At 46.4% G+C, this 23,375-nt stretch carries 20 protein-coding genes; 1 reads left to right on the top strand and 19 read right to left on the bottom strand.

Annotation, left to right across the window (positions count from 1 at the left end; translation table 11 throughout):
* Positions 1-25 precede the first annotated feature (25 nt).
* Positions 26-2,119 (bottom strand): efflux RND transporter permease subunit, encoded by a 2,094-nt coding sequence (locus BT127_RS02965; protein ID WP_075423530.1) that lies wholly within the window; start codon positions 2,117-2,119, stop codon positions 26-28.
* A gap of 360 nt (positions 2,120-2,479) precedes the next feature.
* On the opposite strand from BT127_RS02965, the gene BT127_RS02960 reads away from it, so the two are divergent.
* The gene (locus BT127_RS02960; RefSeq protein ID WP_075423529.1) at positions 2,480-3,085 is read left to right on the top strand and encodes a TetR/AcrR family transcriptional regulator; all 606 of its coding nucleotides are present in this window, start codon (positions 2,480-2,482) and stop codon (positions 3,083-3,085) included.
* An 83-nt stretch (positions 3,086-3,168) separates the two neighbouring features.
* On the opposite strand, the gene BT127_RS02955 is transcribed toward BT127_RS02960, so the two are convergent.
* From BT127_RS02955 to BT127_RS02870, 18 genes are all read right to left on the bottom strand, one after another.
* A complete protein-coding gene (locus BT127_RS02955; RefSeq protein WP_075423528.1) occupies positions 3,169-3,675 on the bottom strand; it encodes a YkgJ family cysteine cluster protein in 507 nt (168 codons plus the stop codon).
* A 14-nt stretch (positions 3,676-3,689) separates the two neighbouring features.
* Positions 3,690-4,064 carry a hypothetical protein gene (locus BT127_RS02950; protein WP_075423527.1) on the bottom strand — a complete coding sequence of 125 codons (375 nt, stop codon included), beginning with the start codon at positions 4,062-4,064 and terminating at the stop codon, positions 3,690-3,692.
* 88 nt (positions 4,065-4,152) lie between these two features.
* Positions 4,153-6,525, bottom strand: coding sequence for a homocysteine S-methyltransferase family protein (locus BT127_RS02945; RefSeq protein WP_075423526.1), 2,373 nt, complete (start codon positions 6,523-6,525; stop codon positions 4,153-4,155).
* A 23-nt stretch (positions 6,526-6,548) separates the two neighbouring features.
* A complete protein-coding gene (locus BT127_RS02940) occupies positions 6,549-7,670 on the bottom strand; it encodes a chorismate mutase (protein ID WP_075423525.1) in 1,122 nt (373 codons plus the stop codon).
* A gap of 410 nt (positions 7,671-8,080) precedes the next feature.
* Positions 8,081-8,758: a cohesin domain-containing protein gene (locus BT127_RS02935; protein ID WP_075423524.1), complete on the bottom strand. Its 678-nt coding sequence runs from the start codon at positions 8,756-8,758 to the stop codon at positions 8,081-8,083.
* On the bottom strand, positions 8,755-11,070 hold the full coding sequence (locus BT127_RS02930; protein ID WP_175541903.1) for an ATP-dependent Clp protease ATP-binding subunit: 2,316 nt from the start codon (positions 11,068-11,070) through the stop codon (positions 8,755-8,757). The genes BT127_RS02935 and BT127_RS02930 overlap by 4 nt, the downstream gene beginning before the upstream one ends.
* A gap of 85 nt (positions 11,071-11,155) precedes the next feature.
* Positions 11,156-12,061, bottom strand: coding sequence for a hypothetical protein (locus BT127_RS02925; RefSeq protein ID WP_139275366.1), 906 nt, complete (start codon positions 12,059-12,061; stop codon positions 11,156-11,158).
* A gap of 47 nt (positions 12,062-12,108) precedes the next feature.
* The gene (locus BT127_RS02920) at positions 12,109-13,269 is read right to left on the bottom strand and encodes a DUF5711 family protein (RefSeq protein WP_318257127.1); all 1,161 of its coding nucleotides are present in this window, start codon (positions 13,267-13,269) and stop codon (positions 12,109-12,111) included.
* A gap of 46 nt (positions 13,270-13,315) precedes the next feature.
* Positions 13,316-14,074: a tRNA pseudouridine(38-40) synthase TruA gene (gene truA, locus BT127_RS02915; RefSeq protein WP_075423522.1), complete on the bottom strand. Its 759-nt coding sequence runs from the start codon at positions 14,072-14,074 to the stop codon at positions 13,316-13,318.
* A complete protein-coding gene (locus tag BT127_RS02910; protein ID WP_075423521.1) occupies positions 14,034-16,853 on the bottom strand; it encodes a YfhO family protein in 2,820 nt (939 codons plus the stop codon). The genes truA and BT127_RS02910 overlap by 41 nt, the downstream gene beginning before the upstream one ends.
* Positions 16,854-16,872: 19 nt before the next feature.
* Complete coding sequence (locus BT127_RS02905) at positions 16,873-17,679, bottom strand: energy-coupling factor transporter transmembrane component T family protein (protein ID WP_075423520.1); 807 nt, start codon at positions 17,677-17,679, stop codon at positions 16,873-16,875.
* A 1-nt stretch (position 17,680) separates the two neighbouring features.
* Positions 17,681-18,544, bottom strand: a complete 864-nt coding sequence (locus tag BT127_RS02900; protein WP_075423519.1) for an energy-coupling factor transporter ATPase — start codon at positions 18,542-18,544, stop codon at positions 17,681-17,683.
* A gap of 19 nt (positions 18,545-18,563) precedes the next feature.
* Complete coding sequence (locus BT127_RS02895) at positions 18,564-18,791, bottom strand: PF20097 family protein (protein WP_075423518.1); 228 nt, start codon at positions 18,789-18,791, stop codon at positions 18,564-18,566.
* A gap of 14 nt (positions 18,792-18,805) precedes the next feature.
* The gene (locus tag BT127_RS02890) at positions 18,806-19,648 is read right to left on the bottom strand and encodes an energy-coupling factor transporter ATPase (RefSeq protein WP_075423517.1); all 843 of its coding nucleotides are present in this window, start codon (positions 19,646-19,648) and stop codon (positions 18,806-18,808) included.
* A gap of 12 nt (positions 19,649-19,660) precedes the next feature.
* Positions 19,661-20,431 (bottom strand): hypothetical protein, encoded by a 771-nt coding sequence (locus BT127_RS02885; protein WP_139275364.1) that lies wholly within the window; start codon positions 20,429-20,431, stop codon positions 19,661-19,663.
* Positions 20,428-21,294 carry a class I SAM-dependent methyltransferase gene (locus tag BT127_RS02880; RefSeq protein ID WP_075423515.1) on the bottom strand — a complete coding sequence of 289 codons (867 nt, stop codon included), beginning with the start codon at positions 21,292-21,294 and terminating at the stop codon, positions 20,428-20,430. The genes BT127_RS02885 and BT127_RS02880 overlap by 4 nt, the downstream gene beginning before the upstream one ends.
* 17 nt (positions 21,295-21,311) lie before the next feature.
* Positions 21,312-22,667, bottom strand: coding sequence for a phosphohexomutase domain-containing protein (locus tag BT127_RS02875; protein ID WP_082334877.1), 1,356 nt, complete (start codon positions 22,665-22,667; stop codon positions 21,312-21,314).
* Positions 22,668-22,846: 179 nt separating this feature from the next.
* Positions 22,847-23,374, bottom strand: a complete 528-nt coding sequence (locus BT127_RS02870; protein ID WP_075423513.1) for a hypothetical protein — start codon at positions 23,372-23,374, stop codon at positions 22,847-22,849.
* Between the last annotated feature and the right edge of the window lies 1 nt (position 23,375).

The raw sequence follows: 23,375 nt of genomic DNA, 5'->3' as shown, positions 1-23,375 counted from the left end.
TCGTATCGTTAAACTCTCTATCATTTCAGTGAGCTGTTCTGAATATATGTCTCTTTTTCTCCTGACCGAAGCCTGCGCTGGTCTTGCATATCAGTTTATCGAACAGCATGAACATCGACGGGAGAACTCCTATTACTACCACCATTGATATCAAAGCACCTCTTGAAAGCAGGAGACACAGTGAAGATATCATTCCTATCTCGGAGTAGACTGCAACTCCTACAGTTGCGGCAAAGAAACCGAGTGCAGAAGTGATTATCGATCTGATAGATGCACCAAGTGCAGTCTGTACCGCCTCTTTCTTGTCCTTTCCGTCAGCTCTTTCCGTGCGGTATCGTGTAGTCATAAGTATCGCGTAGTCCACGGTAGCTCCAAGCTGTATGGTACCTATTACGACCGATGCAATGAACGGGAGCTTTGTGTCGGTATAATAGGATATGCCGAGATTTATCATGATCGCAAGCTCTATTACCGATACAAGTATCACAGGCAGCGAAACTGAACGGAATGTGAATGCTATTATAAGGAAGATAGCGGCTATTGAAAGAATGCTGACTATCTTGAAATCACGGTCCGTTATCTCGATAAGGTCCTTTGTGGCAGGTGCTTCACCTATGAGCATTGCCTTGGGATCGTATTTCTCTATAACTCTGTTAAGTGCCGTCACCTGATCGTTAACTGCATCCGAAGCCACCTCGTATTCCGATCCGATGAGTATCAGCTGCCACTCGTCACCTTTGAGTATGCTTTTTACGTCCTCGGGTATGACTTCATCGGGGATAGCAGAGCCTACAAGTGAATCAAATCCCATTGTGAACTGAACTCCGTCAACCTTTTCCAGTTCAGCAAGCATTTTCTTTGTCTTTTTGCGCTCCATATCTGAATCCGCAAGCAGGATGTGTGTGCTGTTCATATTGTATTCCTCGGCAAGCTTTGTATTTGCAATAACGCTGTCAAGCTCCTTCGGAAGAGTGCTGTCCAACTTGTAGTAAACACTGTAGTTGTTGTAACCGTAAGCCGCAGGTATCAGCAGCACGAGTGCCGCTGTTATGAATATACCTGCACGCTTTACGATGAAAGAAGAAGTTTTTTCAAAACTCGGTAAAATATCACGGTGAGAGGTCTTTGCAATGGCTTTGTCAAATATGAGTATCATTGCAGGAAGAACTGTTACACAGGCGATAACTCCGCAGATAACGCCCTTTGCCATAACGATTCCAAGGTCCAGTCCAAGTGTGAATGTCATGAAGCACATTGCAAGGAAGCCTGCAACTGTAGTGAATGAACTGCTGACCACTGATGTAACTGTCTGTGCTATAGCGTGAGCCATAGCTTCATTTTTATCGGCGTAGGATAACTGTTGTTCCTTATAGCTGTGCCACAGGAATATTGAGTAGTCCATTGTTACGCCAAGCTGAAGCACAAGCGCAAGCGCCTGTGTTATGAATGATATCTCACCCATTACGAAGTTGCTTCCCAGGTTCCAAACTATCGCCATACCTATGCTTAGCATGAAGAATACAGGTATCAGGAACGAATCCATAGTGAGGATGAGTACCGCACTTGTAAGTATAACTGCAATAACTGCGTATATTATCGATTCGCTGTCCGAGAGGTGCTTCATATCGTCGGTTATGGCGGACATTCCGCTGATGAAGCAGTTTTCTGCGGTGATATCACGCATCTCGTCAATAGCCTTGAGAGTAGTATCTGCCGAAGTGGTATCATCGAAGAATACTGCCATAAGGGTATTGTCACCCTTGTTGAAGAAGTCGTAGACCTTCTGCGGAAGTATCTCCTTCGGTACGTTCAGGTCTGTGAGTTTCTCGTAGCACACAACATCCGAAACGTGATCTACCTTTGATATCTTATCGGCGGTATCAGCTATTTCTTTTTCCGTCATTCCCTCGGTCATAACGAAGGAGAAGCCTCCCTGACCGAATTCCTCCTTAAGGATTTCCTGTCCCTGCATGGTCTCGATATCATCGGGAAGATATGAGAGTATATCATAGTTTACCCTTGTATTGATATATCCGATAGCGGCAGGAAACAGAAGAAGTATGCCGATAACAAGTATCAGCGCTCTGTGTCTGGCGATGAATTCACCGAACTTCAGCATAGTATCATTCCTTTCCAAGTTATTTTATACTTACATTATATTCTGAAAATGACCGATAGTCAATATCGTTTCGGTATTTTTCTGACTATTGGTCATAATTTTGTAGGAACGCACAACATCTCGCCAAAATAGTTAATGACTAATAGTCAATTTTGCCTCCTTGACACTTTGTCCTTTTTGAAGTATAATTAATGTGTACGCAATAACCGTCTGAAGGCGGCTGTTGCCCCGAACTTTGTTCGGAAAGCGCAAATTTCTTCAAAAATAGTGAATTTGCGCGTAGCATTTCTTTATGTCATGCTCATTTTGCCCTTTCGGACAAAACAAAAATGCAGGGTTCTGACGCCAAGGAGGATAAATATGGGTAAGGTAGATGTCAATAAACAGATGAAGGAATCTTCTCTGCTGAAAACTGCTTTTGAATATTTCACTACCAAAGGCTTCAGCAAGACTTCCATTTCGGATATAGTTAGCAAGGCAGGCGTTGCAAAGGGTACTTTCTATCTGTATTTCAAGGATAAGTATGATATACGCAATAAACTCATCGCTCATAAGTCCAGCCTGCTTTTCAGAAATGCGGTAAATGATCTTCAGCCTGTATTCAATACCCTTTCTTTCGAGGAAAAGCTCATCCGTATAATCGACAATATAATAGACCAGCTCAACGAGAACCAGTCCCTTCTCACATTTATTTCCAAGAACCTGAGCTGGGGAATCTTCAAATCCGCACTTACTTCCCCTTCATCGGATGAGGACATCAATTTCGGTGACGTTTACCAGAAAATGCTCTCGGAAGCTCCTTACCGCTTCAAGGATCCCGAGGTCATGCTGTATATGATAATCGAACTTGTTTCATCAACTATCTACTCATCCATACTCTACAATGATCCGTGCGATATAAAGACACTGAAGCCTTACCTTTACGGTACTATAAGGATGATGATAGATCAGCATAAGGCCGAATAATAAAGTACATCAGCAATTCAGAATATAAAAAAGAGGAAGAACTATCCGATCAGTTCTTCCTCTTTTTATTGTGTATAGTCTGCTCAATAACCCCAGACGGGATCTGACAGTTCTTTCCGTTCAAACATAAGTACGGGATATCCTTCGTAATACGGTTTTACTATCTCGGGGTGCTCGTCGGCATAGGCAAATATACTGTCGGCAAGTCCTTCCTTAAGGAACTCTACCAGCTGTGAAAGCGGACGGTTATACAGTTCCTCGCAGATAGAAGCGATAGTAATAGCTCTGCGTCCGCCTACCTCCATTATCCTGTAAGGCCATATCCTGCAATCAAAGGGTTTATCGTCCCCAAGCATACAGCCGTGTTCGGTCAGGGCAGGACATGAGAAAAGCTGATCCTCGCCTATCTCACCGACCTTGAATATATAACCGCCGTCCTTTGTAACGAACTCCGCTTCGGGACAGGCTTCCTGTATCCTTCTGCGTATCTCGTCGGTGAATACGGGAGTCTCCCATGCATCGTACCTGTCAAATATACAGCACAGTCTGCATGCGGCACACGCCTCTCCGCTGAGTATCTTCTTAAGCATTTTCCGAAACCACCTTATCTGTTCCTGTTTTCATAATCCGTCTTCTCTTTCCAGTCGCTGCCTATAAACTTTTCACAAGTCTCCTCGAACCACTTTATATCCCGCTCATACTGGAACTGCTGCTGTTCAAGATAATCGCGGTTCTTGGAATATTGTATCCCGTTATTGATAAATTCCTCTTTCCATGCGTTGATCTCGTCAACTGTAACTCCTTCACGTTCGGCAATTTCCTCAATAGGCGTTTTTCCGCTGAGCGCTTCAAGAGTGATACGATCTTTTTCGTTCTGTGGTTTGTCACTCTTGGGCTTGCTGTCCGATGAACCTATCATCGCCAGAAGCAGTCCAATAAATAACACCACGATTATACCGGTACCTGTATCCATATTCATAAAAGACACCTCCTGTAAAAGGGCGGATATGTTTATGATTGTAAAGGTATTGCTGTATTCATGAAAATCGTTCTGAGAAAAGTCTGTATCAGGTATTATATATCTTTGAAGCTATATCTACTGTCTGTTTAGCATCCTTTGCGTAGAAATCAGCATGTATCTGCTCTGCGTAGGATGCCGTGAGAACTGCACCTCCGACAACGGTCTTACATTCGGGGTATTCCTTGTTGAGAAGTGCGATAGTTTCCTCCATTGCGCCGAGAGTAGTTGTCATAAGTGCGGAAAGTCCAACAAGACTGACCTTGTGTTCAATAGCCGCATCGACTACCACACGGGGATCAACGTCCTTGCCGAGGTCTATAACTGTGAAGCCGTAGCTGTCCAGAAGGACCTTGACTATGTTCTTGCCGATATCGTGGATATCTCCCTTTACAGTTGCAAGAACTACCTTGCCCTTTGAGACAGTCTCGGCATTATTCAGCGAAAGCTTATCCTTTATTACCTCGAAGCAGCCCTGTGCCGCACCTGCTGTAAGTATCAGCTGTGGAAGGAATATCTTTCCCTTTTCAAACTTTTCGCCTGCGGAATCCAGTGCAGGGATAAGGTAGCTGTTGATTATCTCCATAGCATCAACGGTATAAAGGAGTTCCTCTGCCGCCTTGACCGCATCGTTTTTAAGTCCGTTCTCAACTGCGTACATAAGGTCGGGAGTTCCCTTCTCGGGAGCGGCAGGCTTAGGAGCTGTATTGCCGTCCTGAGCATAAACTGCTATGAACTCGGCTGAATCCCTGTCTATGCCTGCAAGAAGCCGGTAAGCTCTTACCGCACCGATTATCGAATCCACATTCGGGTTGATAATAGGAAGGTCCAGTCCGCTGTGAAGTGCCATTGTAAGGAAGGTACGTGTAATGGTCTCACGGTTCGGCAGACCGAAGGATATGTTCGATACGCCGAGAACGGTATGAAGTCCGAGCTCTGTCTTTACACGGTGAAGCGCATTGAGAGTTTCCATAACGCCGTCCTGTTCGGCGGAAGCGGTAAGTGTAAGGCAGTCGATGAATACGTCCTCACGGGGAATGCCGAGTGCAAGGGCACGGGAGAGTATCTTCTCAGCGATCGCAAAACGTCCCTCGGCAGTCTTTGGGATGCCGCCCTTGTCAAGAGTGAGTCCTACTACTGCAGCACCGTATTTCTTTACGAGAGGAAGTATCTTTTCAAGCGACTCGTCCTCGCCGTTTACCGAATTGACGATAGGTTTGCCGTTGTACACTCTCAGACCTGCTTCAAGAACCTCGGGCATGGTAGAATCAAGCTGAAGCGGTGTATCGCAGATTCCCTGAACGGCTTTAACCGCCGTTACCATCATTTCCTTTTCGTCTATGCCGGGAAGTCCTACGTTTACATCGAGTATCTCTGCACCTGCGTGTATCTGCTCTACAGCCTGACCGAGAATGTAGTCGATGTCATGTGCAAGGAGTGCTTCCTTGAAACGCTTCTTGCCTGTAGGGTTGATACGTTCACCGATAACTCTCGGCTGATCGATGGTCACAGCATTTACAGCAGAACATACCACGCTCCTGCGCTGTATCTCCTGCGGAGCGTACTTCAGTCCCTTCAGTGCCTCTGCTACTGCACGTATATGATCGGGAGTCATTCCGCAGCATCCTCCGAATATCTTAACGCCTATACCTGCAAGCTTGACTGCGCTTTCGGCGAACTCCTCAGCACCTACGTTGAATGTATTTGTAACAGGATCGGGCAGTCCGGCATTTGGTTTTGCAATAACAGGAAGCGTTGCTATAGAACACAGCTTATCCAGTACGGGATAGAGCTCCTCGGGACCAAGGGAACAGTTAACGCCAAGTGCGTCCACGCCGAGGCCCTCAGCAACAGCAACCATACACTCGGGAGATACGCCCGTAAAGGTTCGCATATTTTCCTCGAAGGTCATCGTAACAAGTATCGGTTTGTCAGAGTTCTCCTTTGCGGCGAGTATTGCAGCCTTGACCTCGTAAAGATCGGTCATAGTCTCTATAACTATGACATCCGCCTCACTGCCTGCCCTGACAAGCTCCGCAAAGCAATCGTAAGCCTCCTCGAATTTAAGAGTTCCCGCAGGCTCGAGAAGCTGACCGATAGGACCGATATCAAGTGCCACAAGCGATCTGCCCTCTACGGCTTTACGTGCGTTGGCTATTCCTGCGCCAACAACTTCCTCTACTGTATGGCCGCTTCCCTCAAGCTTATAGCGGTTTGCACCGAATGTATTTGCGTAAACTATATCCGCTCCGCTTTCCGAGTACATCCTGTGTATATCCATAACCGCTTCGGGAGCGGTAAGGTTGAGAAGCTCGGGGATATGCTCGGTGCTAATGCCTGCCGACTGTAGCATAGTACCCATACCGCCGTCAAGGAATACGAATTCTTTTTCTTCAAGAAGCTCTTTGAATCTTTGGGACATATTACATCACCTCCGGGGTATAGTTACTTGCTTTTGTATGTGCCGAGGAATCTGAAGTATTCAAGATTCTCCACCAGATCGTTCATAAGTGCTTTTACGCTGGGATCGTCGATACGTCCGCTGAAATCAAGGTAGAATACCGCATCGAAACTTCCGTCCCTGATAGGTCTGCTCTCAATACGGAGCAGATTCATGCCGTTTATGTAGAACTTTGTAAGAAGTCGGTAAAGACTACCTTCGGTATGTGGGATAGTCAGCATAACAGATATGGCATCGGACTCGAAATCCACCTGCATATCACGGGATATACATACGAAACGTGTGCGGTTGACCGAACAGTCCGCAATATCTCTTGCGATAATGTTGAGACCGAGCTGCTCTGCACACTCTACGGAGCATATCGCAGCAAGCCTGTCCTCGGGATCGCTCTCTGCTATCATTGCCGCAGCAGTGGCAGTATTGCCGTACTCTGCGGTCTTAAGACCGTTTGCGGTAAGGAAGTCGCAGCACTGTGATATTGCCTGCGGATGAGAATAGACCTTCTCCACGCTGTCGACCGTGATATCTGCCTTAGCTGCAAGGCAGTGGTTTATCTCAACTATCGTCTCACGTACTATATAAACGCTGTACTTGTTCATCAGGTCGTATGTGCTTGAAACAGAGCCTGCGGTGGAATTATGTACGGGAAGAACTCCGTAATCCAGCTCGCCTGACTGTACTGCTTTGAACACGTCCTCGAATGTCTTATAGAAAATCGGCTTCTTATCGCCGAATATCATACGTGCAGCGGTCTCGGAATTAGCTCCCGAAGTACCCTGACAGCCTATCTTCTGTGCGTTTTTGAAATCAGGGGTAGTGTATATATACGGCTCGCCGCCCGAAAGAAGCTGACGGTTCTGAAGTATCTTGCTGATGTCCATTATATTTGTGAACAGTGCGGCTGTACCTGCTTCGAGTGTCTTGTCGCCTGTGAGGGACTTTATCCTGTCGATGACCTGTTTTTCACGTCCGCCCTGAAAAACAGGCATGTTGTGTTCTTTTTTGTAGTCCGCTACGCCCTTGCATAGCTCCATACGCTGAATGAAAAGTCTGAGTATTTCTTTGTCTATATCATCTATACCGTCACGAAGCTGCTGAAGATCCATGGTTTTGCACTCCTCTGAATATATTTTCACATTATGATTAATGTCTGCTCAACAACTAAAAAATGGCTTATTATAGCTTCCAAAGCCATTTTTTAGTTGTCAAAGTGCAAGAAAATAATGATATTAAAGGTTTTTCTTGCACTTTGTTTTGCCCTTTCGGGCAAAATGAGCTTGACATAAAGAAATGTGACACGCAAATTCTTTATATTTCAGGGAATTTGCGCTCCCCGAACAAAGTTCGGGGCAGTAACCGCCCAAAGGCGGTTACTGAGTACACATTAATTATAACAGGTATCAATTGAAAAATCAATACAATTTATTGCCCTACAGATAAAACAACACGGCAGGAACACTTCCGAGAAATGCTCCCGCCGTAACTTGCACATGTAAGGAAGCTGCGCCTCCTGTTATTACTTGACGGTTATACTTCCGCCCGAAAAATGCTCAAATGCATACTTCTCAAAAGAGTAGTCCTTGTCTGTATTGATGAACATATCAGTTTCAAGGAAATACATGCCTATATCATAGACCGTACCGCTTTCGGCATTTTCAGGGATCTTGAAATCAAATGATACTATTTCACCGTCTCCGCCGCTGTTTCCGTTGAATATCTCGGTAAAGAACAGGCATCCCTTGTGAGTGTCGATAAGCTCCTGAGGATAATTATCCACCCATGTCTTGGATATGGTCGCTGTTGCATACGTTGATGCATCGCCCTTTGTGTACTTTACTTCATGGTTCTCTGGATCGAGCATGTCAGGTTCAATAACATCCGGATAGGTTATGTGTAATCCGCATACGCTCCAGTTATTCGCTGCACCGCTTACGCTGAGTGTTACTCTTGCGGTCTCACCCGGTGCTGCCGTAACGTCGCTCAGCTTCAGCAGAGGTCCCTCTGTGACCTCGTCTATAGAAGCGAATCTCGCTTTCATTGCTTCATCGGAAAGGGGATAATCGTGATCCTCCTTTGAGGATGACGAAGAACGATTGGCAGTATCTGCACTCAGTCCGCTTTTACCCGATGAACAAGCTGCTGATGGCAGCACTGCTGCTATTGCCGCAGCAACTAAGATAGCTCTGAATCTCATTCCTCCGAACTCTCCTTTTTAACGCCTGTAACTTTTATCTCGTCACCTTCTGCGGTGATATCGATACAGCTTATGTCTGAAACGTGGTTTATTATAAGCTCTGCCACCTTATCCTCAACGTCCTGACGGATAACACGTCTGATATCTCTTGCACCATATGGCTTGCCATAGGACTTTTCAGCTATAAGATCAAGTGCCTTCTGATCGTAAGTGATATCAAGCTTCTTCTCTGCAAGAGGTTCTTTCATCTCGTCTATCATAAGAGCAGCTATGCTTGCGAAATTCTCCTTAGTGAGCTGGCTGAACACAACTATCTCGTCTATACGGCTGATGAACTCGGGACGCAGGAACTCGCGGAGTCCCTTCATTGCCTTATCCTTTGATATCTCGTTCTCTGTACGGTTGAAGCCGACTCCCACGCTCTTGTCTGTTGAGCCTGCATTCGATGTCATGCATATTATGGTGTTCTCGAAGTTGACTGTTCTGCCGTGAGCATCATCGACCTTGCCCTCATCAAGTATCTGCATAAGGATATTCATTACATCGGGATGAGCCTTTTCTATCTCGTCAAAGAGGATAACGGAATAAGGTCTGCGGCGTACCTTCTCGGTAAGCTGACCTGCCTCGTCGTATCCTACATATCCCGGAGGCGAACCTATCATACGTGCAACGGAGTGCTTCTCCATATACTCGGTCATATCAAGACGGATAAGGGGCTCGGGAGAATCAAACAGTTCCTCTGCAAGAGCCTTTACCAGTTCTGTCTTACCAACGCCTGTAGGTCCTACGAAAATGAATGATGCAGGTCTGCGGCGCTTGTTCAGCTGAACTCTTGTACGCTTTATCGCACGGGTGAGAACTCCGACAGCTTCGTCCTGACCGAGAACACGCTTCTTCAGCGCCTCTTCAAGCTTAGCTATCTTAAGGAACTCGGTCTCTGCTATCTTGCTTGCAGGTATACCCGTCCAGAGCTCTACAACCTTTGTGATATCCTCTTCCATTACCTGTACGTTCTCTGCTTTTTCCTTAAGCTCGTTCAGAGTCTCGTTCGCATGGATGAGCTTGCCCTTTACTTCTGCAAGAGCCTGATAATCGGGCTCGGATTCTTCAGAAATGGTCTTCTCAAGTTCCTCCATCACCTTTATCTCTTTTTTCAGTTTGTCATACTCGGCTATCTCGGGAGAGCGTATGCATGCATGAGCGCATCCTTCGTCCAGAAGGTCTATCGCCTTATCGGGAAGGAAACGGTCTGTGATATATCTCTCTGAAAGAACTGCACAGAGTCTTATAAGGTAATCGGAAATATGCACCTTATGGTACTGCTCGTAATATTTCTTTATTCCCAGAAGGACGTCTACAGTCTCCTCAACTGTCGGCTCGGAAACGGTCACAGGCTGGAAACGGCGCTCCAGTGCTGAATCCTTCTCGATGTATTTGCGGTACTCTCCGAAAGTGGTAGCACCGATGACCTGTACTTCTCCGCGGGAAAGGGCAGGCTTAAGGATATTAGCAGCGTTCATGGAACCCTCTGAATCTCCCGCGCCAACAAGGTTGTGTACCTCGTCGATAAAGAGGATGATGTTTCCTTCACGCTTTACCTCGTCCACAAGTCCCTTGACACGGCTCTCGAACTGTCCGCGGAACTGAGTTCCCGCAACAAGAGCTGTAAGGTCAAGGAGATAAACCTTCTTGTCTGTAAGGTTGAACGGTACATCGCCCGAGTTTATTCTCTGTGCGATGCCCTCTGCGATAGCAGTCTTACCTACACCCGGTTCACCTATAAGGCAGGGGTTGTTCTTTGTACGGCGTGAGAGTATCTGAACTACTCTTGCTATCTCTTTGTCTCTGCCGATGATATTATCAAGTTCACCGTTTGCAGCCTTTTTGGAAAGGTTCGTACAATAGCTTCCAAGGAATTTGAGTTCTCTCTCTCTCGGTTTCTTGTCTTTTTTGGAGCCGAAAAGACTTCTTTTCTCCGGTTTTTCAGTCGGAGGAGGCGGAGCCATAGGCTCGTCGTTGTTTTCATCCTTGTCATTTCCGCCGAGGTTGAACATATTTGAAAGGAAATCGGGCATAAGTCCCGAACCGCCCATTTCAAAGGCATCTCCGTCCAGCATACCCATCATTGTATCCGAGAGCTGATCCAGCTCCTCATTGGATATGCCGAGCTTATCCATATATTCCTTTACCTGTGGGATGTTCCTGTCTCTCGCACAGGAAAGACAAAGTCCCTCGTTCTTTTTATCTGTTCCCTGAACGGAAGTGATAAACACTACCGCAGGTCTTTTTTTGCAATTGCTGCACATTATCATCAGGCGATGACCTCCTGTAAATATATTGTTGTCTTCGGAAGCATATGCTGCCGAACTCCGCATAATGCGGGATCATGGAAATTTGTCACATTTTAAGTACTATCTGATAAAGATGTTTGAATATGATAGTCTTATCTATAGCATCAAAATTGAAGAAAAGCATCTCATCGTTGCCGAGTATTACAGAAAGGCGTACCATTGCTGCAATAACAAATACGATTATTCCGCCCTTGATTATACCGAGGACACCTCCTACTATATTTGAAAGCGCACCTTCTTCCCCTTTCTTGCCCATGAATACTCTTACTGCAAGCACCCATATTACAAGAAGGATAACAAACATTATAACAAATGTTATGAGCCTCAGTATGCTCGTATAAGCAGGAGCTATATAATCATCAGTCAGGGCTGTAGCTGCAAGCTTAGGATTATCTTCCGTCTGAAGCAGCGGGATAAGCTCGTAGAATCCCTCTTTATCCTTTCTGACCTTTTCAGCTGCCGATTCGGCTGTGAACGTATTAAGCTCTGAAGCTACAAGCTCTTTTATCATTAGAGCATAGCCCTCATCCATTTTTTCCGTAAAAGCAGCTTCTTCATCGACCTTCTCTGCATTGATATTATTAAGATACTTATATATCTCAGCATCGTAATCGCACTCTTTGGAGAAAATATCCTTGAGCTTTTCAACCTTAGGAGAAGCCATATAATCAAGTGAATCGATATAATTCTTTGATTTTTCAGGAAGCCAGTCATCAGAAAGATGCTTTTCTATTCTTCTGATCGTTGTAGCTCTTATATTGCCTTCGTAAATGCCGTTTGAGATAACTCCGCTTATTGAAAATGAAAGGATAAGTACAAGACAATAGCCAAGAAGGTTTATCGTCGACTTTATCGCACCACTTTTACCTGAAATAAAGATGCATACCAGAACTGCTGCAATAGCAATAACATCATAAAACCACCAGAATTCCGTTCCCATAACTTTTTGCATGATACACGAGCATCATGCTTCCTCCCTTCGTTCTGCCGATCATCCGATCAGCTTTCGTAATTTATCTTATCGATCTTATTTCTGCCTTTAAGGTATATATTTTCCTGACTTCTTACAAAGCCTGTATAGGAATCGTTTATCTGCGCTGTTGAACGAAGCGCTCCATCAAAATCATATGCAACTATAGAATCCTGACTCATTACATAAGCCAGTCCGTCGGCGACGGTTACATCTATAAGCGGCTGACCGAGATCTATGGTGATCGGCTGAAGTCCTCCGCCGTCAAAGAGTGCAAGGATATACTTTCTTCTGTCATCGTTATTAATAATGACTGCGGACTGTCCGTTTTCGCTTGAACCGCCCTGAAGATCGCCGTCATATTCATAGTAAGAACTCAGTATACCGTCATTGTTAACATAGCCGCAGGCATCCATTCCAAGGAGGAACGCACCTCCGTCATATCCATAGACTTCAAGACCGAAAGTATCGATCTCTGTCGATGTCCATTTTTCGCCGTTTTCCTTGAATTCAACATCCTGCACCTTAGTTACAAGAGTTCCTTTATCGGCATTGACATAGCTTATAACTCCGCCGCTGCTGCCGTCACGGAAGCATATATCCCCGACGTATTCAACGCACTTTCTCTGATAGATACAGCTGCCCTTGCGGTCATAGATGAATATTTCACAGTCATAGCTCTTTGAATTGGTCACAACCGCGGTATATCCCTCGGGACTGAGTCTTGCAAACATTATAGGATTGTCAAAATCAAGGTGATAGATGACCTCAGTCTCGTCCTCTACCGATACCTCATCGCCGCCTATCTCGAAGATAAGGAGCCTTCCGTTTGAGGCATCGATAACGGGGTTTGTATATGAATGCTGACGGCGTTTCAGAAGTGCGCCGTCCTCGTTATAGAAATAGACAAATGCATCGCTGAGCAATGCAAGGCTGTGCCCTGTATATTTCAGCTGATAATCGCCGCTTCCCTGAAGTTCTATAGGGAAGTTGCCCTCGGCAAGTCTGCCGTCGTTTACGATAGTCTGGGCCTGACGCCCGAGTCCGCGGAGCTTCGGCAGCCACAGCTCCTGAGTTATGTAGACAGCTCCTGCGGCCAGAAGGAGTATAACTATGATGATCGTGCGGATAAGCCTTCGTTTTCGCTTTTCCCGGTTTTTCCGCTCGATAATGTCATTTGCGTCATACATCGGCACAGGTACCGCCTCCTTTCTTTTTTCTGTGATAGTTGCTGTATCAGCCTTCGGAAAGCTCCTCTTCGCTGTAGAAGACACGGTTAAGGTAAAGTCCGTGAGCCATAGCTGTCCTTCCTGCGGCAAGTCTGTTTTTTGCTTCGAGTATAGCAGGCATATCATCGGGAGCAAATCTGCCCTCGCTGATGTCTATAAGAGTGCCGACTATTATCCTAATCATATTATACAGAAAACCGTTGCCTTTTACAAGCATTATCACTGAATCCCCACTATTTTCTATATCAAAGGAATAAATAGTTCTTATCGGGGTGGAAACATTTGAGCAATCAGCACAAAAACTGGAAAAATCATGAGTTCCAACTATGTATTTTGCCGCCTCTCTCACCTTATCGAGTCTGAATGGGCGCCGATAATGGAAAGCGAGGTCAGTAGAGAACGGATCCTTTGATTCGCTGCAATGCATCTTGTAGATGTACTCCTTGCCCTTGCAGTCGAATCTTGCGTGAAAGTCGAGAGGAACGTCCTCACAGCTTAGTATCGAGATATCGTCGGGCAGTTCGCCGTTGACTCCCCGAACGAAGCCGATATTACTTATATTGCTCTCTGTTTTAACGTTGAAGCAGTAGTTATTTGCGTGAACTCCCGTATCGGTCCTTGAACAGCCTGTGATAACAACAGGCTCGTTAAGCACCTTTGAAACGTGTTTTTCGAGGACCGCCTGTACGGTCAGGGCGTTGCTCTGTATCTGGAAACCGTGGTAATTAGTCCCCCGATACGCTGTCATCACCTTCAGATTTCTCATCTTCGGCAAGCACCTCCGCAACAGATATATCGTTCATAACATCCTCCATTTCAGCAGGCTTTTCCTCAGCCGCAGGAGTTTCGGGAGTCTGAACGCTTTTTTTCTTTTTAAGCACATCCAATACAGCAAGGATAATGAACATCACCAGCATCGCACAGCTTACAGCAAGTCCGATAGTGAAGCCGTCGGGAGTATACTCCAGTGTTATCTCATGCTGACCTGCGCTTACCTTTGCACCGAGCATAGCGTTCATAACAGGGAAGGTCTCTACGACATTTCCGTCGACCTTGACTGTCCAGCCCTTTTCATACGGTATCGAAAGATAAAGAACTCCGTCCTTCTTTACATTCAGACCGCCCTTTATACGTGTATCGCTGAATTCTGTTATTTCAAGCTGTTCATCAGCAAGCTCACTGTATATCTCATTGAATGCTTCGTTCCTCATCTCATATACCATGAGCTTATAGTGTCCTACAGCATTATCCGTATCAGTCATGAATGTTATGTGGCTGACGCTTCCGCTCTTTCCGTTGCCCATAGGGAATACTATCGGATAGTCCTTTACATCTACTCTTGTTTCAACTGATTCATCATCACAAGTGACTGTCAGGAAATCAAGTCCGCCGTTTGTGCAGTATCCGTAGAGAGTTCCGTCATCAGAGCAGTTGAAATCGTAGTAGCCCTTAGCCTGAACATCGGTGTTGAGCTTGGTATAGCTGTAGTCACCGTAACTGTTCTTGGTAACTTCCATATCGGCGTAGTCCACCAGTGCAATAGGCTGAGCCACATAGAGGTTCTGTTCTGTACCTGTTGCAAGCTTTGTAATCTTGTTCTGATACTCGAACGGATTGAGAGAAGCCTCATCAGGCATATCAAGTATCTCCTCGTTCATCATGAATCCCAGTGAAAGAGGGTACTTGTTCTTATACATATAGCTAACTCCCGATGCGCCCTGATATTCAAGGTAGTCCTCATCGGTTGCGAGCATTGTGTTCTTGGAGATAAGATACTTTATTCCGAGAAGCTCATTAACGAAAGGCGGAGCAGTTCTGTAATAGTATCTGTTTCCTGCCTCAGAGCCATAGAGTCCGAGTCGCTGGAAGTAGCGTGTTACCGCAACTATCGCAGATGAAGAGAACTGCGAAACTCCGTAATAGCCGTAAGTTGAGCTGTCGTTAAGGGTATACGTGCCTGTCATCTCACTGCGGTAGAAAAGGTCGGATTCCTTGGACTTTGCATCATCAAGAAGCTCTCTTACCTCATCATAGCGTGTAGGATAGGAAGGTCTGTCGGAGCTTCCGACTGTCTTTACACCGATGACAGCATTGCTTGAAAGCTCGCATACAACAGCGGCTGCAAGGCATACGTTCATAACGCTTCTTCTTGCCTTCATGTCCTTGAATGGGAATATCTTTGCAGCAACTATTATAAGGATGTATGCCGCAGTTATTATCATGGAGCTCTTTATAGCTCCCTCTATCTTGAATTCATCTCCGAGCTTGCGGTAGTTAAGGTAGAATACCGCAGCAGGTCCGAGAAGAAGTGCAATGATGTGGTATATCTTTATTCCCTTTCTGCTTATGACCTCGTATCCCCTGTAAGCTGCGGCAACGAGTATAAAGCAGAATATAAATGCAAATCTGTAGGGTATCTGGTTTGTAACGTGGAAACCGTGCCAGATGAAATTGAGCTTGTTCATGTTACAGCTTACAGCAATGAATGCGAGCATGAGCGTCATGAATATCTTCTCGCGTATCTTTATGCCTGTAGAAAGCAGGAAAACGCCTATCATAACCACAGCCAGCATACCGCAGGCGAAGTTCGGAAGTCCTTCCTTCATAGCAGGCTCGCTGTACGAAAGCATATTAGCGAATATATCCGTCCACTTCTCGTACCATGAAATATCCTTCGGGAAGTAGTTTGTAGCACTGTAAGTGAGCTGAAGTGCAAGATACGCAGGGAGAAGAATGAATCCTCCGAGACCTGCGGCGATAAGGGATGAACGTATTATAAGGAACAGCTTCACAAAGAAGTCCTTTATGCCCTTTCCCTCGATTATTATAGCTGCACCGAACATCAGTACAGTGAAAAGGCATGTGAAATAGCCGATATAGTAATTGGATATAAGCGAAAGTGCGAGTGATATGGTATAGAGCTTCCACTTGCCTTCACGGCACATCGCTACAACTCCCGTCATAACCAGCGGGAAGAGTGCAATGGTATCGAACCACATTACGTTCCAGTAGTATCCGAGCATATAGCTGCAAAGTGCGAACATCGACGAAAATACTACGATAGAAAGGTCCTTGCGGTTGTAGGTATATCTCAGGAAGCAGCTGAAAAACGCACTGCAGAAGCCTATCTTGGCTACGAGTATATACATCAGCGCTTCACGGGTATATTTCTCATCCACAAATACAGAAAGCCAGTTCAGCGGACTTGCTGCATAGTAGGATATGAGCGAGAGGAAGTTGGTGCCCATACCGTTCTGCCACGAGTACATAAAGGAACCGCCTGTAAGGAGCTTTTCCCTTACTACCCTGAAAAACGGATAGTACTGATGCCAGAGGTCCACAACGAGGAACTGATTGTTTCCGTGGGGATATATCTCCGCCTTTGCGAAGCCGTAACACATTATTGCCGATGGTATTATGAATGAAAGAATGAAATAGAAAACGCCCTTGTCATACATAAGTCTGCCAAGCCAGCTGTTCCTGAATTTCTTTAATCCTTCTGAGGAAGCGTTGCTTTGAGTCTTGCCGGTCGTTCCGTTAGCCATTTTATTATCCCTTCTTTGTTCACTTTAATATATGTGCAACAACAATAGCTGCTATATAGAATATTATCGTTACTGCAAGCGCTATATAATCTCTTGCGGAAGATTTCAGCTGACGCAGACGTGTTCTGCCTTCGCCGCCGTTATAGCATCTGCATTCCATAGCCGTTGCCAGTTCATCCGCCCTTCGGAAGGATGATATGAACAGCGGTACAAGTATCGATATCATGTTTCTTGCTCTGGTCATAAAGCTTCCCGAGTCTATCTCTGCACCTCTTGCCTTCTGTGCGGACATTATCTTGTCCGTTTCCTCAATAAGTGTAGGAATGAATCTCAGTGCGATAGACATCATCATCGCAAGCTCGTGGACGGGGAATTTAAGCTTCTTCAGCGGAGAAAGCAGTCTTTCGATAGCGTCCGTAAGAGTTATCGGTGATGTGGTGTAGGTCAGGAGAGAGCTTCCCATTATGAGAAGAACTATCCTTATTATCATGAATACGCTGATATTAACGCCTTCCTCGGTTATTTTCAGGAACTTCCAGTGGAAATAGGTATCTCCGCTGTCAACGAGAAAGAGGTTCAGCAAAGCCGTTATGATAAGGAACGGCAGAAGCGGTCTGACGCTCTTCACGAACATTTTAAAGGGTATCCGTGAAAGCAGTATCGCCATTACTGTATACACAGCTCCGACGGTAAGACAGAGAATGTTGCTTCCCGTAAAGAGCATGAGTATGTATATAAAGGTTATGATTATCTTGAATCTCGGATCGAGACGGTGAATGATACTATCTCCCGGGAAGTATTGTCCGATAGTTATATCCTTCAGCAAATCAGCGCACCTCTCTTCCTTTGAGCTGCCTGATAAGCAAGTCCTTTGCGTAGCCTACGGTGTAGACCTCTTTGCCGAAATCGAGTCCCTGTTTTTTCAGTTCCATGAACACCTTTGTTATCTGAGGAACATCAAGACCGATCTCCGATATCTCCTCGGAACGTGCAAAGACCTTTTTCGTCTCGTCATAGCAGAAGAGCTTTGCCTTGCTCATTACAAGTATCTTGTCCGCAAAGCCTGCAATATCCTCCATGCTGTGGGAAACTATGAGGATAGTGTTCTTTGTGCGCTCGTGATATGTCTTTATATGGCTGATTATCTTGTCACGTCCAGCAGGATCGAGACCTGCTGTAGGCTCGTCAAGGATGAGCACCTTCGGCTCCATAGCCATAACGCCTGCGATAGCAACACGGCGCTTCTGACCTCCCGAAAGCTCAAAGGGTGAACGGTCCAGAAGTTCCTCCTTAAGCCCGATATCGTGTGCCGTTTCAAGGACACGGCGCTTTATCTCCGCCTCGTCCAGTCCCATATTCTTCGGACCGAATGCTATATCTTTGTATACGGTCTCTTCAAAAATCTGATACTCGGGATACTGGAAAACAAGTCCCACCTGAAAGCGGACATCTCTTATCTTGTCCTTATTCTCCCAGATGTCCCTGCCTTCAAGCAGTACCTTGCCCGAGGTAGGTTTGAGCAAACCGTTGAAATGCTGTATGAGCGTTGATTTTCCCGAGCCTGTATGGCCCATTACGCCCACCATTTCTCCTTCTTCTATTTTAAGGTTTACATGATCCACAGCAGTCTTCTCGAAGGGCGAGCCCTGACTGTAGGTATATGTAAGTTCCTGAGTTTCAAGGATAGCCAATTTATCTATTCTCCTTTGATCATAGCGAAATATGTGTATCTATTATGAGCTTTTCGCAGACATCGCAGTAATGTCCTTTGAGTTTGAAACAGAAAAAGCCGGACTCTGCTGCGCTGATATTTGCCTCTAACCCCATACGTCCCAGAACGCCGTATTTTTCGTCTTCAGGCACCCATGTAACGCCCGATCTTCCATCGCCGCGTATACAGCCCTTTTTCATGTTTCTTCCGCAATACGGACATTTCATAGCAGTTTCTCCTTTCAGAAGAGCTTCTTTATAGCTTCGACGCATTCTTCCTCGGTTATTATATCATCGGGTACGTCGTATCCTGCCCTGCGAAGCTCCCACGCAAGCTCTGTGACCTGCGGAACGTCAAGACCGATCTCCTTTACCTGTTCAACATGTGAAAAGACCTTTCTCGGCGTATCATCAAGGACTACCCTGCCCTTGTCCATTACCACAACACGTCCGCACTTCGCCGCCTCGTCCATATAATGTGTTATAAGGACTATTGTTATGCCCTGTTCACGGTTCATGCGCATGATCGTGGACATTACTTCTTTTCTGCCCTGGGGATCCAGCATAGCAGTAGGCTCGTCGAGAATTATGCATTCGGGCTGCATTGCGATAACGCCTGCAATGGCTATACGCTGCTTCTGACCGCCCGAAAGCTGGCTTGGTGAGTGGAGTCTGTAATCATACATATTAACAGCCTTCAGCGACTCGTCCACACGGCGGCGCATCTCCTCATAGGGAACGCCGAGGTTTTCAAGTGCAAAGGCAACGTCCTCCTCAACTATTGAGGAAACTATCTGGTTATCGGGGTTCTGGAACACCATACCCGCCTTCTGTCTCAGCTGAAAGAGCTTATCCTCGTCAGCCGTATCTATACCGTCAACAAGCACCTTTCCCTTTGTGGGGAGAAGTATCGCATTGATGTGTTTGGCAAGCGTGGATTTTCCCGAGCCGTTATGTCCCAGTACCGCCACGAACTCGCCCTTCTTTATTGTAAGGTCAATACCCTTCAGAACTTCCACATCAGGAGTTTCACTGTCGCCCTTGTAGGAGAAATGAAGGTCTTCGATTTCGATTATATTTTCCATAGCTTTTCCTTATTATTCCAGAGGTTCTGCAAGTCTGACCGACGATGCCATTTTCATCATCGTATCAAAGCTGCTGCCGCGGATCAATGCGGTACACTCTGTATTTTCGTCCCTGAAAGCAACTACCAAAGCAGCAGTATGCTCACCGGGAACATAGCTGTCCTTGAAATCAGTGTATGAAGTCATCGCTCCGAGAAATATCAGTACATAGACCGGTCCGTCTGCGGTCTCGCTGACAAAAACTTCGGGGAAAAGATTTCCGAGCACCTGCGATTTCATAAGTGCGATCGTCTCAAAGCTTTCTGCATTTTCATCAGTGCGGACAGCCGAAGTAGTCTCGAGGAGCGCACGGTAAAGATCTCTGCGGCTGCCGTCAAATTCTATACCGACGTCCGCAAAGGCGTTTCTGAGGTTTTCTCCGTTTAGCTGAGGATATTCCTCGTCGGAAAAGCTCTCGTCATACCGCTCCCATTCCTGAACACCCATGAACATGACATAGTTTTCGTTGTCGCTTGTAGCATATTTTATTCTTTTGCCCTCCATATCCGAAGGCACCTTAAGAGCTATATTTCCGTCGGTTATCTCCTTCCAGTCATCAGGGATCGCGGTTTCGGGTATCGCCTGAGCAGTCATATCAATTCCTGCCATCGGATCAAATACATAGTCCTCGGCAGAGGCGGTCTCCGCCGCAGTCTCTTCTGACTGTTTTTCAGCTTTTCCGCAGGATACGGCAGAAACGATCAGAACTGCCGAAAGAAGCAATACCGATATTATCCTCATCATTTTTTCTCCCATATTGCGGTAGCGCCGCAGGGAAGTGTCATTCCAGTTGACTTTACGGGAAGTCCTATCTCGTCAAAACTTACCTTTCCGCCGAACTTGTCGGTAAGTACGCTTCCCAGTATATAGCCCATTACCGAGGGAGAAAGTCCCGTAGTATAGCTGTTTATCAGGAAAAATAGCGGATCGTCGGAGAGTACGCCCGAGCAGAGTTTTACAAGGTCATAAACGCAGTTTTCAAGCTTCCAGACCTCTCCTCCCGGACCTCTTCCGTAGCTCGGAGGATCCATGATAACGGCATCGTACTTGCGTCCTCTGCGTATCTCACGGGCAATGAACTTCTCGCAGTCGTCCACTATCCAGCGGATAGGTCTGTCGGAAAGTCCCGAAACAGAGGCGTTTTCACGCGCCCACTGTACCATGCCCTTTGATGCGTCCACATGGCAGACCGAAGCTCCTGCCTCGGCACAGGCAAGTGTTGCACCGCCTGTATACGCAAAGAGGTTGAGGACGTTTATCTCTCTGCCTGCGTTTCTTATCTTATGTGACATAAGATCCCAGTTCACTGCCTGTTCGGGGAACAGTCCCGTATGCTTGAAGCCTGTGGGACGTATATTGAATTTCAGCGGACCGTAGCTTATATTCCATGAATCGGGTATCCTTTTGCGGAATTCCCATTCTCCGCCGCCTGAAGATGAACGGTGATAGTGTCCGTCAGCATTTCTCCAGAGGGGATCTGTTCTGTCTGTTTTCCATATTATCTGCGGATCGGGGCGCACAAGGGATACTTTTCCCCATGTTTCGAGCTTTTCCCCGTCCGATGTATCGATTATCGTATAATCCTTCCAGTTATCGGCTGTTCTCAAAGACTATTCTCCTTTTTTCAGCGGCTGCACCGCTCTCGTATGGTATCTGCGATACGCACAGCCATAGCGTTGATGGTAGTGAAGTCCTCGCCCTCTACCATTATGCGTATCTGTGAATCTCTGCTTATCTCACGTACTATAACTCTGCCGTCATCGCCGAGTATGCCCTCGTATTCATCGATAAGACGGGTTATAGTGCGGTCATTCTTCCATATCTCCCTGTCACGGGGATCTATGCGGACGTTCAGCATCACCTGAGGTATTTTCTTTACAACTCCTGCGATACCGCTCATCGGTCTGCCCGAGTCTTTAAGAACTTCAAGCAGCTTCACGGCAGTAAGCTGACCGTCTCCCGTAAGCATGACATCGGGGAAGACTATATATCCTCCCGGATCGCCTGCGATACAGAAGTCGCCTTCTGTGAGCTTGCGTATGGTACTGCGCTCGTTTGCAGGCGCAGTCACTGTATATATATCATTGGAACGTGCAAACTGCATAAGTCCCAGATTATTTGCTGATGTTGTTACTATTGTATTGTGTCTGAGGAGACCTTTCTCCTTCATATGACCTGCACAGATAGCGATTATCTCGTCGCCGTCGATAATGCGGCCGTTCTCGTCCACGGCTATACAGCGCTCGCCGCTTCCGTCAAGAGCGATACCGCAACTGCATCCGTTGGAACGGGTGAATTCCATAAGTGGTTCTATGAATGTGCATCCGCAGTCCTTGTTTATATTTGTGCCGTCGGGACGGTTCCCCATAAGGACTATATCCGCACCAAGCTCGGTAAATACACGTCTTGCAGTACGGCAGGCGCTTCCGTTTGCGCAGTCTATTGCGACCTTTATGCCGCTGAGGTCTGCTCCCACATCGGTCTTTATATAGTCGATATACTCATCTATCGCCGATTCACTGCGGATAACGCTTCCGTACTTCCTTCGCGGTATGGGAGCTATCTCCTGAGGAGCGTCCAGAACAAGGCGTTCTATCTCCTCCTCGCCGCTTAGTCCGAGTCTTTTTCCCTCGGAAGAGAAGAAACGTATGCCGCTGAATTCGGCATTCCTGTAGGAAGCAGTAATCATGATGCTTCCTGCCGCTTCACGTTCCTTTGCAAGATAAGCCGCCGCAGGCGCAGGTACTATTCCAAGCAGTTCAGCGTCAACGCCTGCCGAGCATATTCCCGCACAAAGCGCCGCCTCAATGGTATCAGCCGAACTTCTTGTATCCTTGCCTATGAGTATTTTCGCCGACTCGTGTCCGTCACCTGCAAGAACTTCTGCGGCAGCACGTCCTATCTGAACAGCCAGTTCGCAGGTAAGCTCGGTGACTGCAAGGCCTTTTATGCCGTCTTTTCCGAATAATCTTCCCATCATGACACTCCTTTCCTTATTGCTCCACCAACTAACTCTTGAATTTTCTTGCTTGTCCTGACAGCGAAATACTTCGTCAGAAAGTCTTGGAATAAGACAGTATTCCTGTGCCTTTCACTGCCTGTCCTTCGCTATAATTCTTCAAGAGTTAATTGGCGTAGCAATAGTATTTACAAGCCGCATCACGGCTTTATTATCCTGTATACAGCTATGGGACGCTTTTTGCCTATGACGTCCTCCATTGTTCTGCAAAGCTGCATAGTGGGACAGTTATTGTATCTGTTGTATACTTTTATACCGCCATGTGTTCTTACGCAGAACACAGTATGTATCGAGGACATAAAGCGTCTGCCGGTCCAGAAGGATACGATGAACGCCTCGGAATCCCCGACTTCACGGAGTTTCTCGAAATGTGCGCCGAACTTTTCAAGAGCCTTTCCAAGTTTGTAGGGACTGCATCCGAATACGCCCATAAGCACACGATAGCGTTCAAGGAAAAGAGCTATCTCGTTTATAGGCTGCGGTATACCGAGGTAAACCAGCGCATTGTAGACCGATATTACCTCGCAGCCGTTGAAGCTCATATGACACAGACCGTATTTCAGCTTTGATATATCTCCCAGTCCCTGCCCGTTTATCATGGGGAAGTGGCGGAAGGCGCTGCTGAGAGCGGTATTATGGGTATAATTCTTTTTTCTGCCTTTTAACATA

Source organism: Ruminococcus sp. XPD3002, from assembly GCA_900119535.1.
In the GTDB taxonomy this organism is placed as follows: Bacteria; Bacillota; Clostridia; order Oscillospirales; family Ruminococcaceae; genus Ruminococcus; species Ruminococcus flavefaciens_H.
The sequence above is the reverse complement of the archived record's forward strand: the minus strand, read 5'-3'. Positions and strand labels throughout refer to the sequence as shown.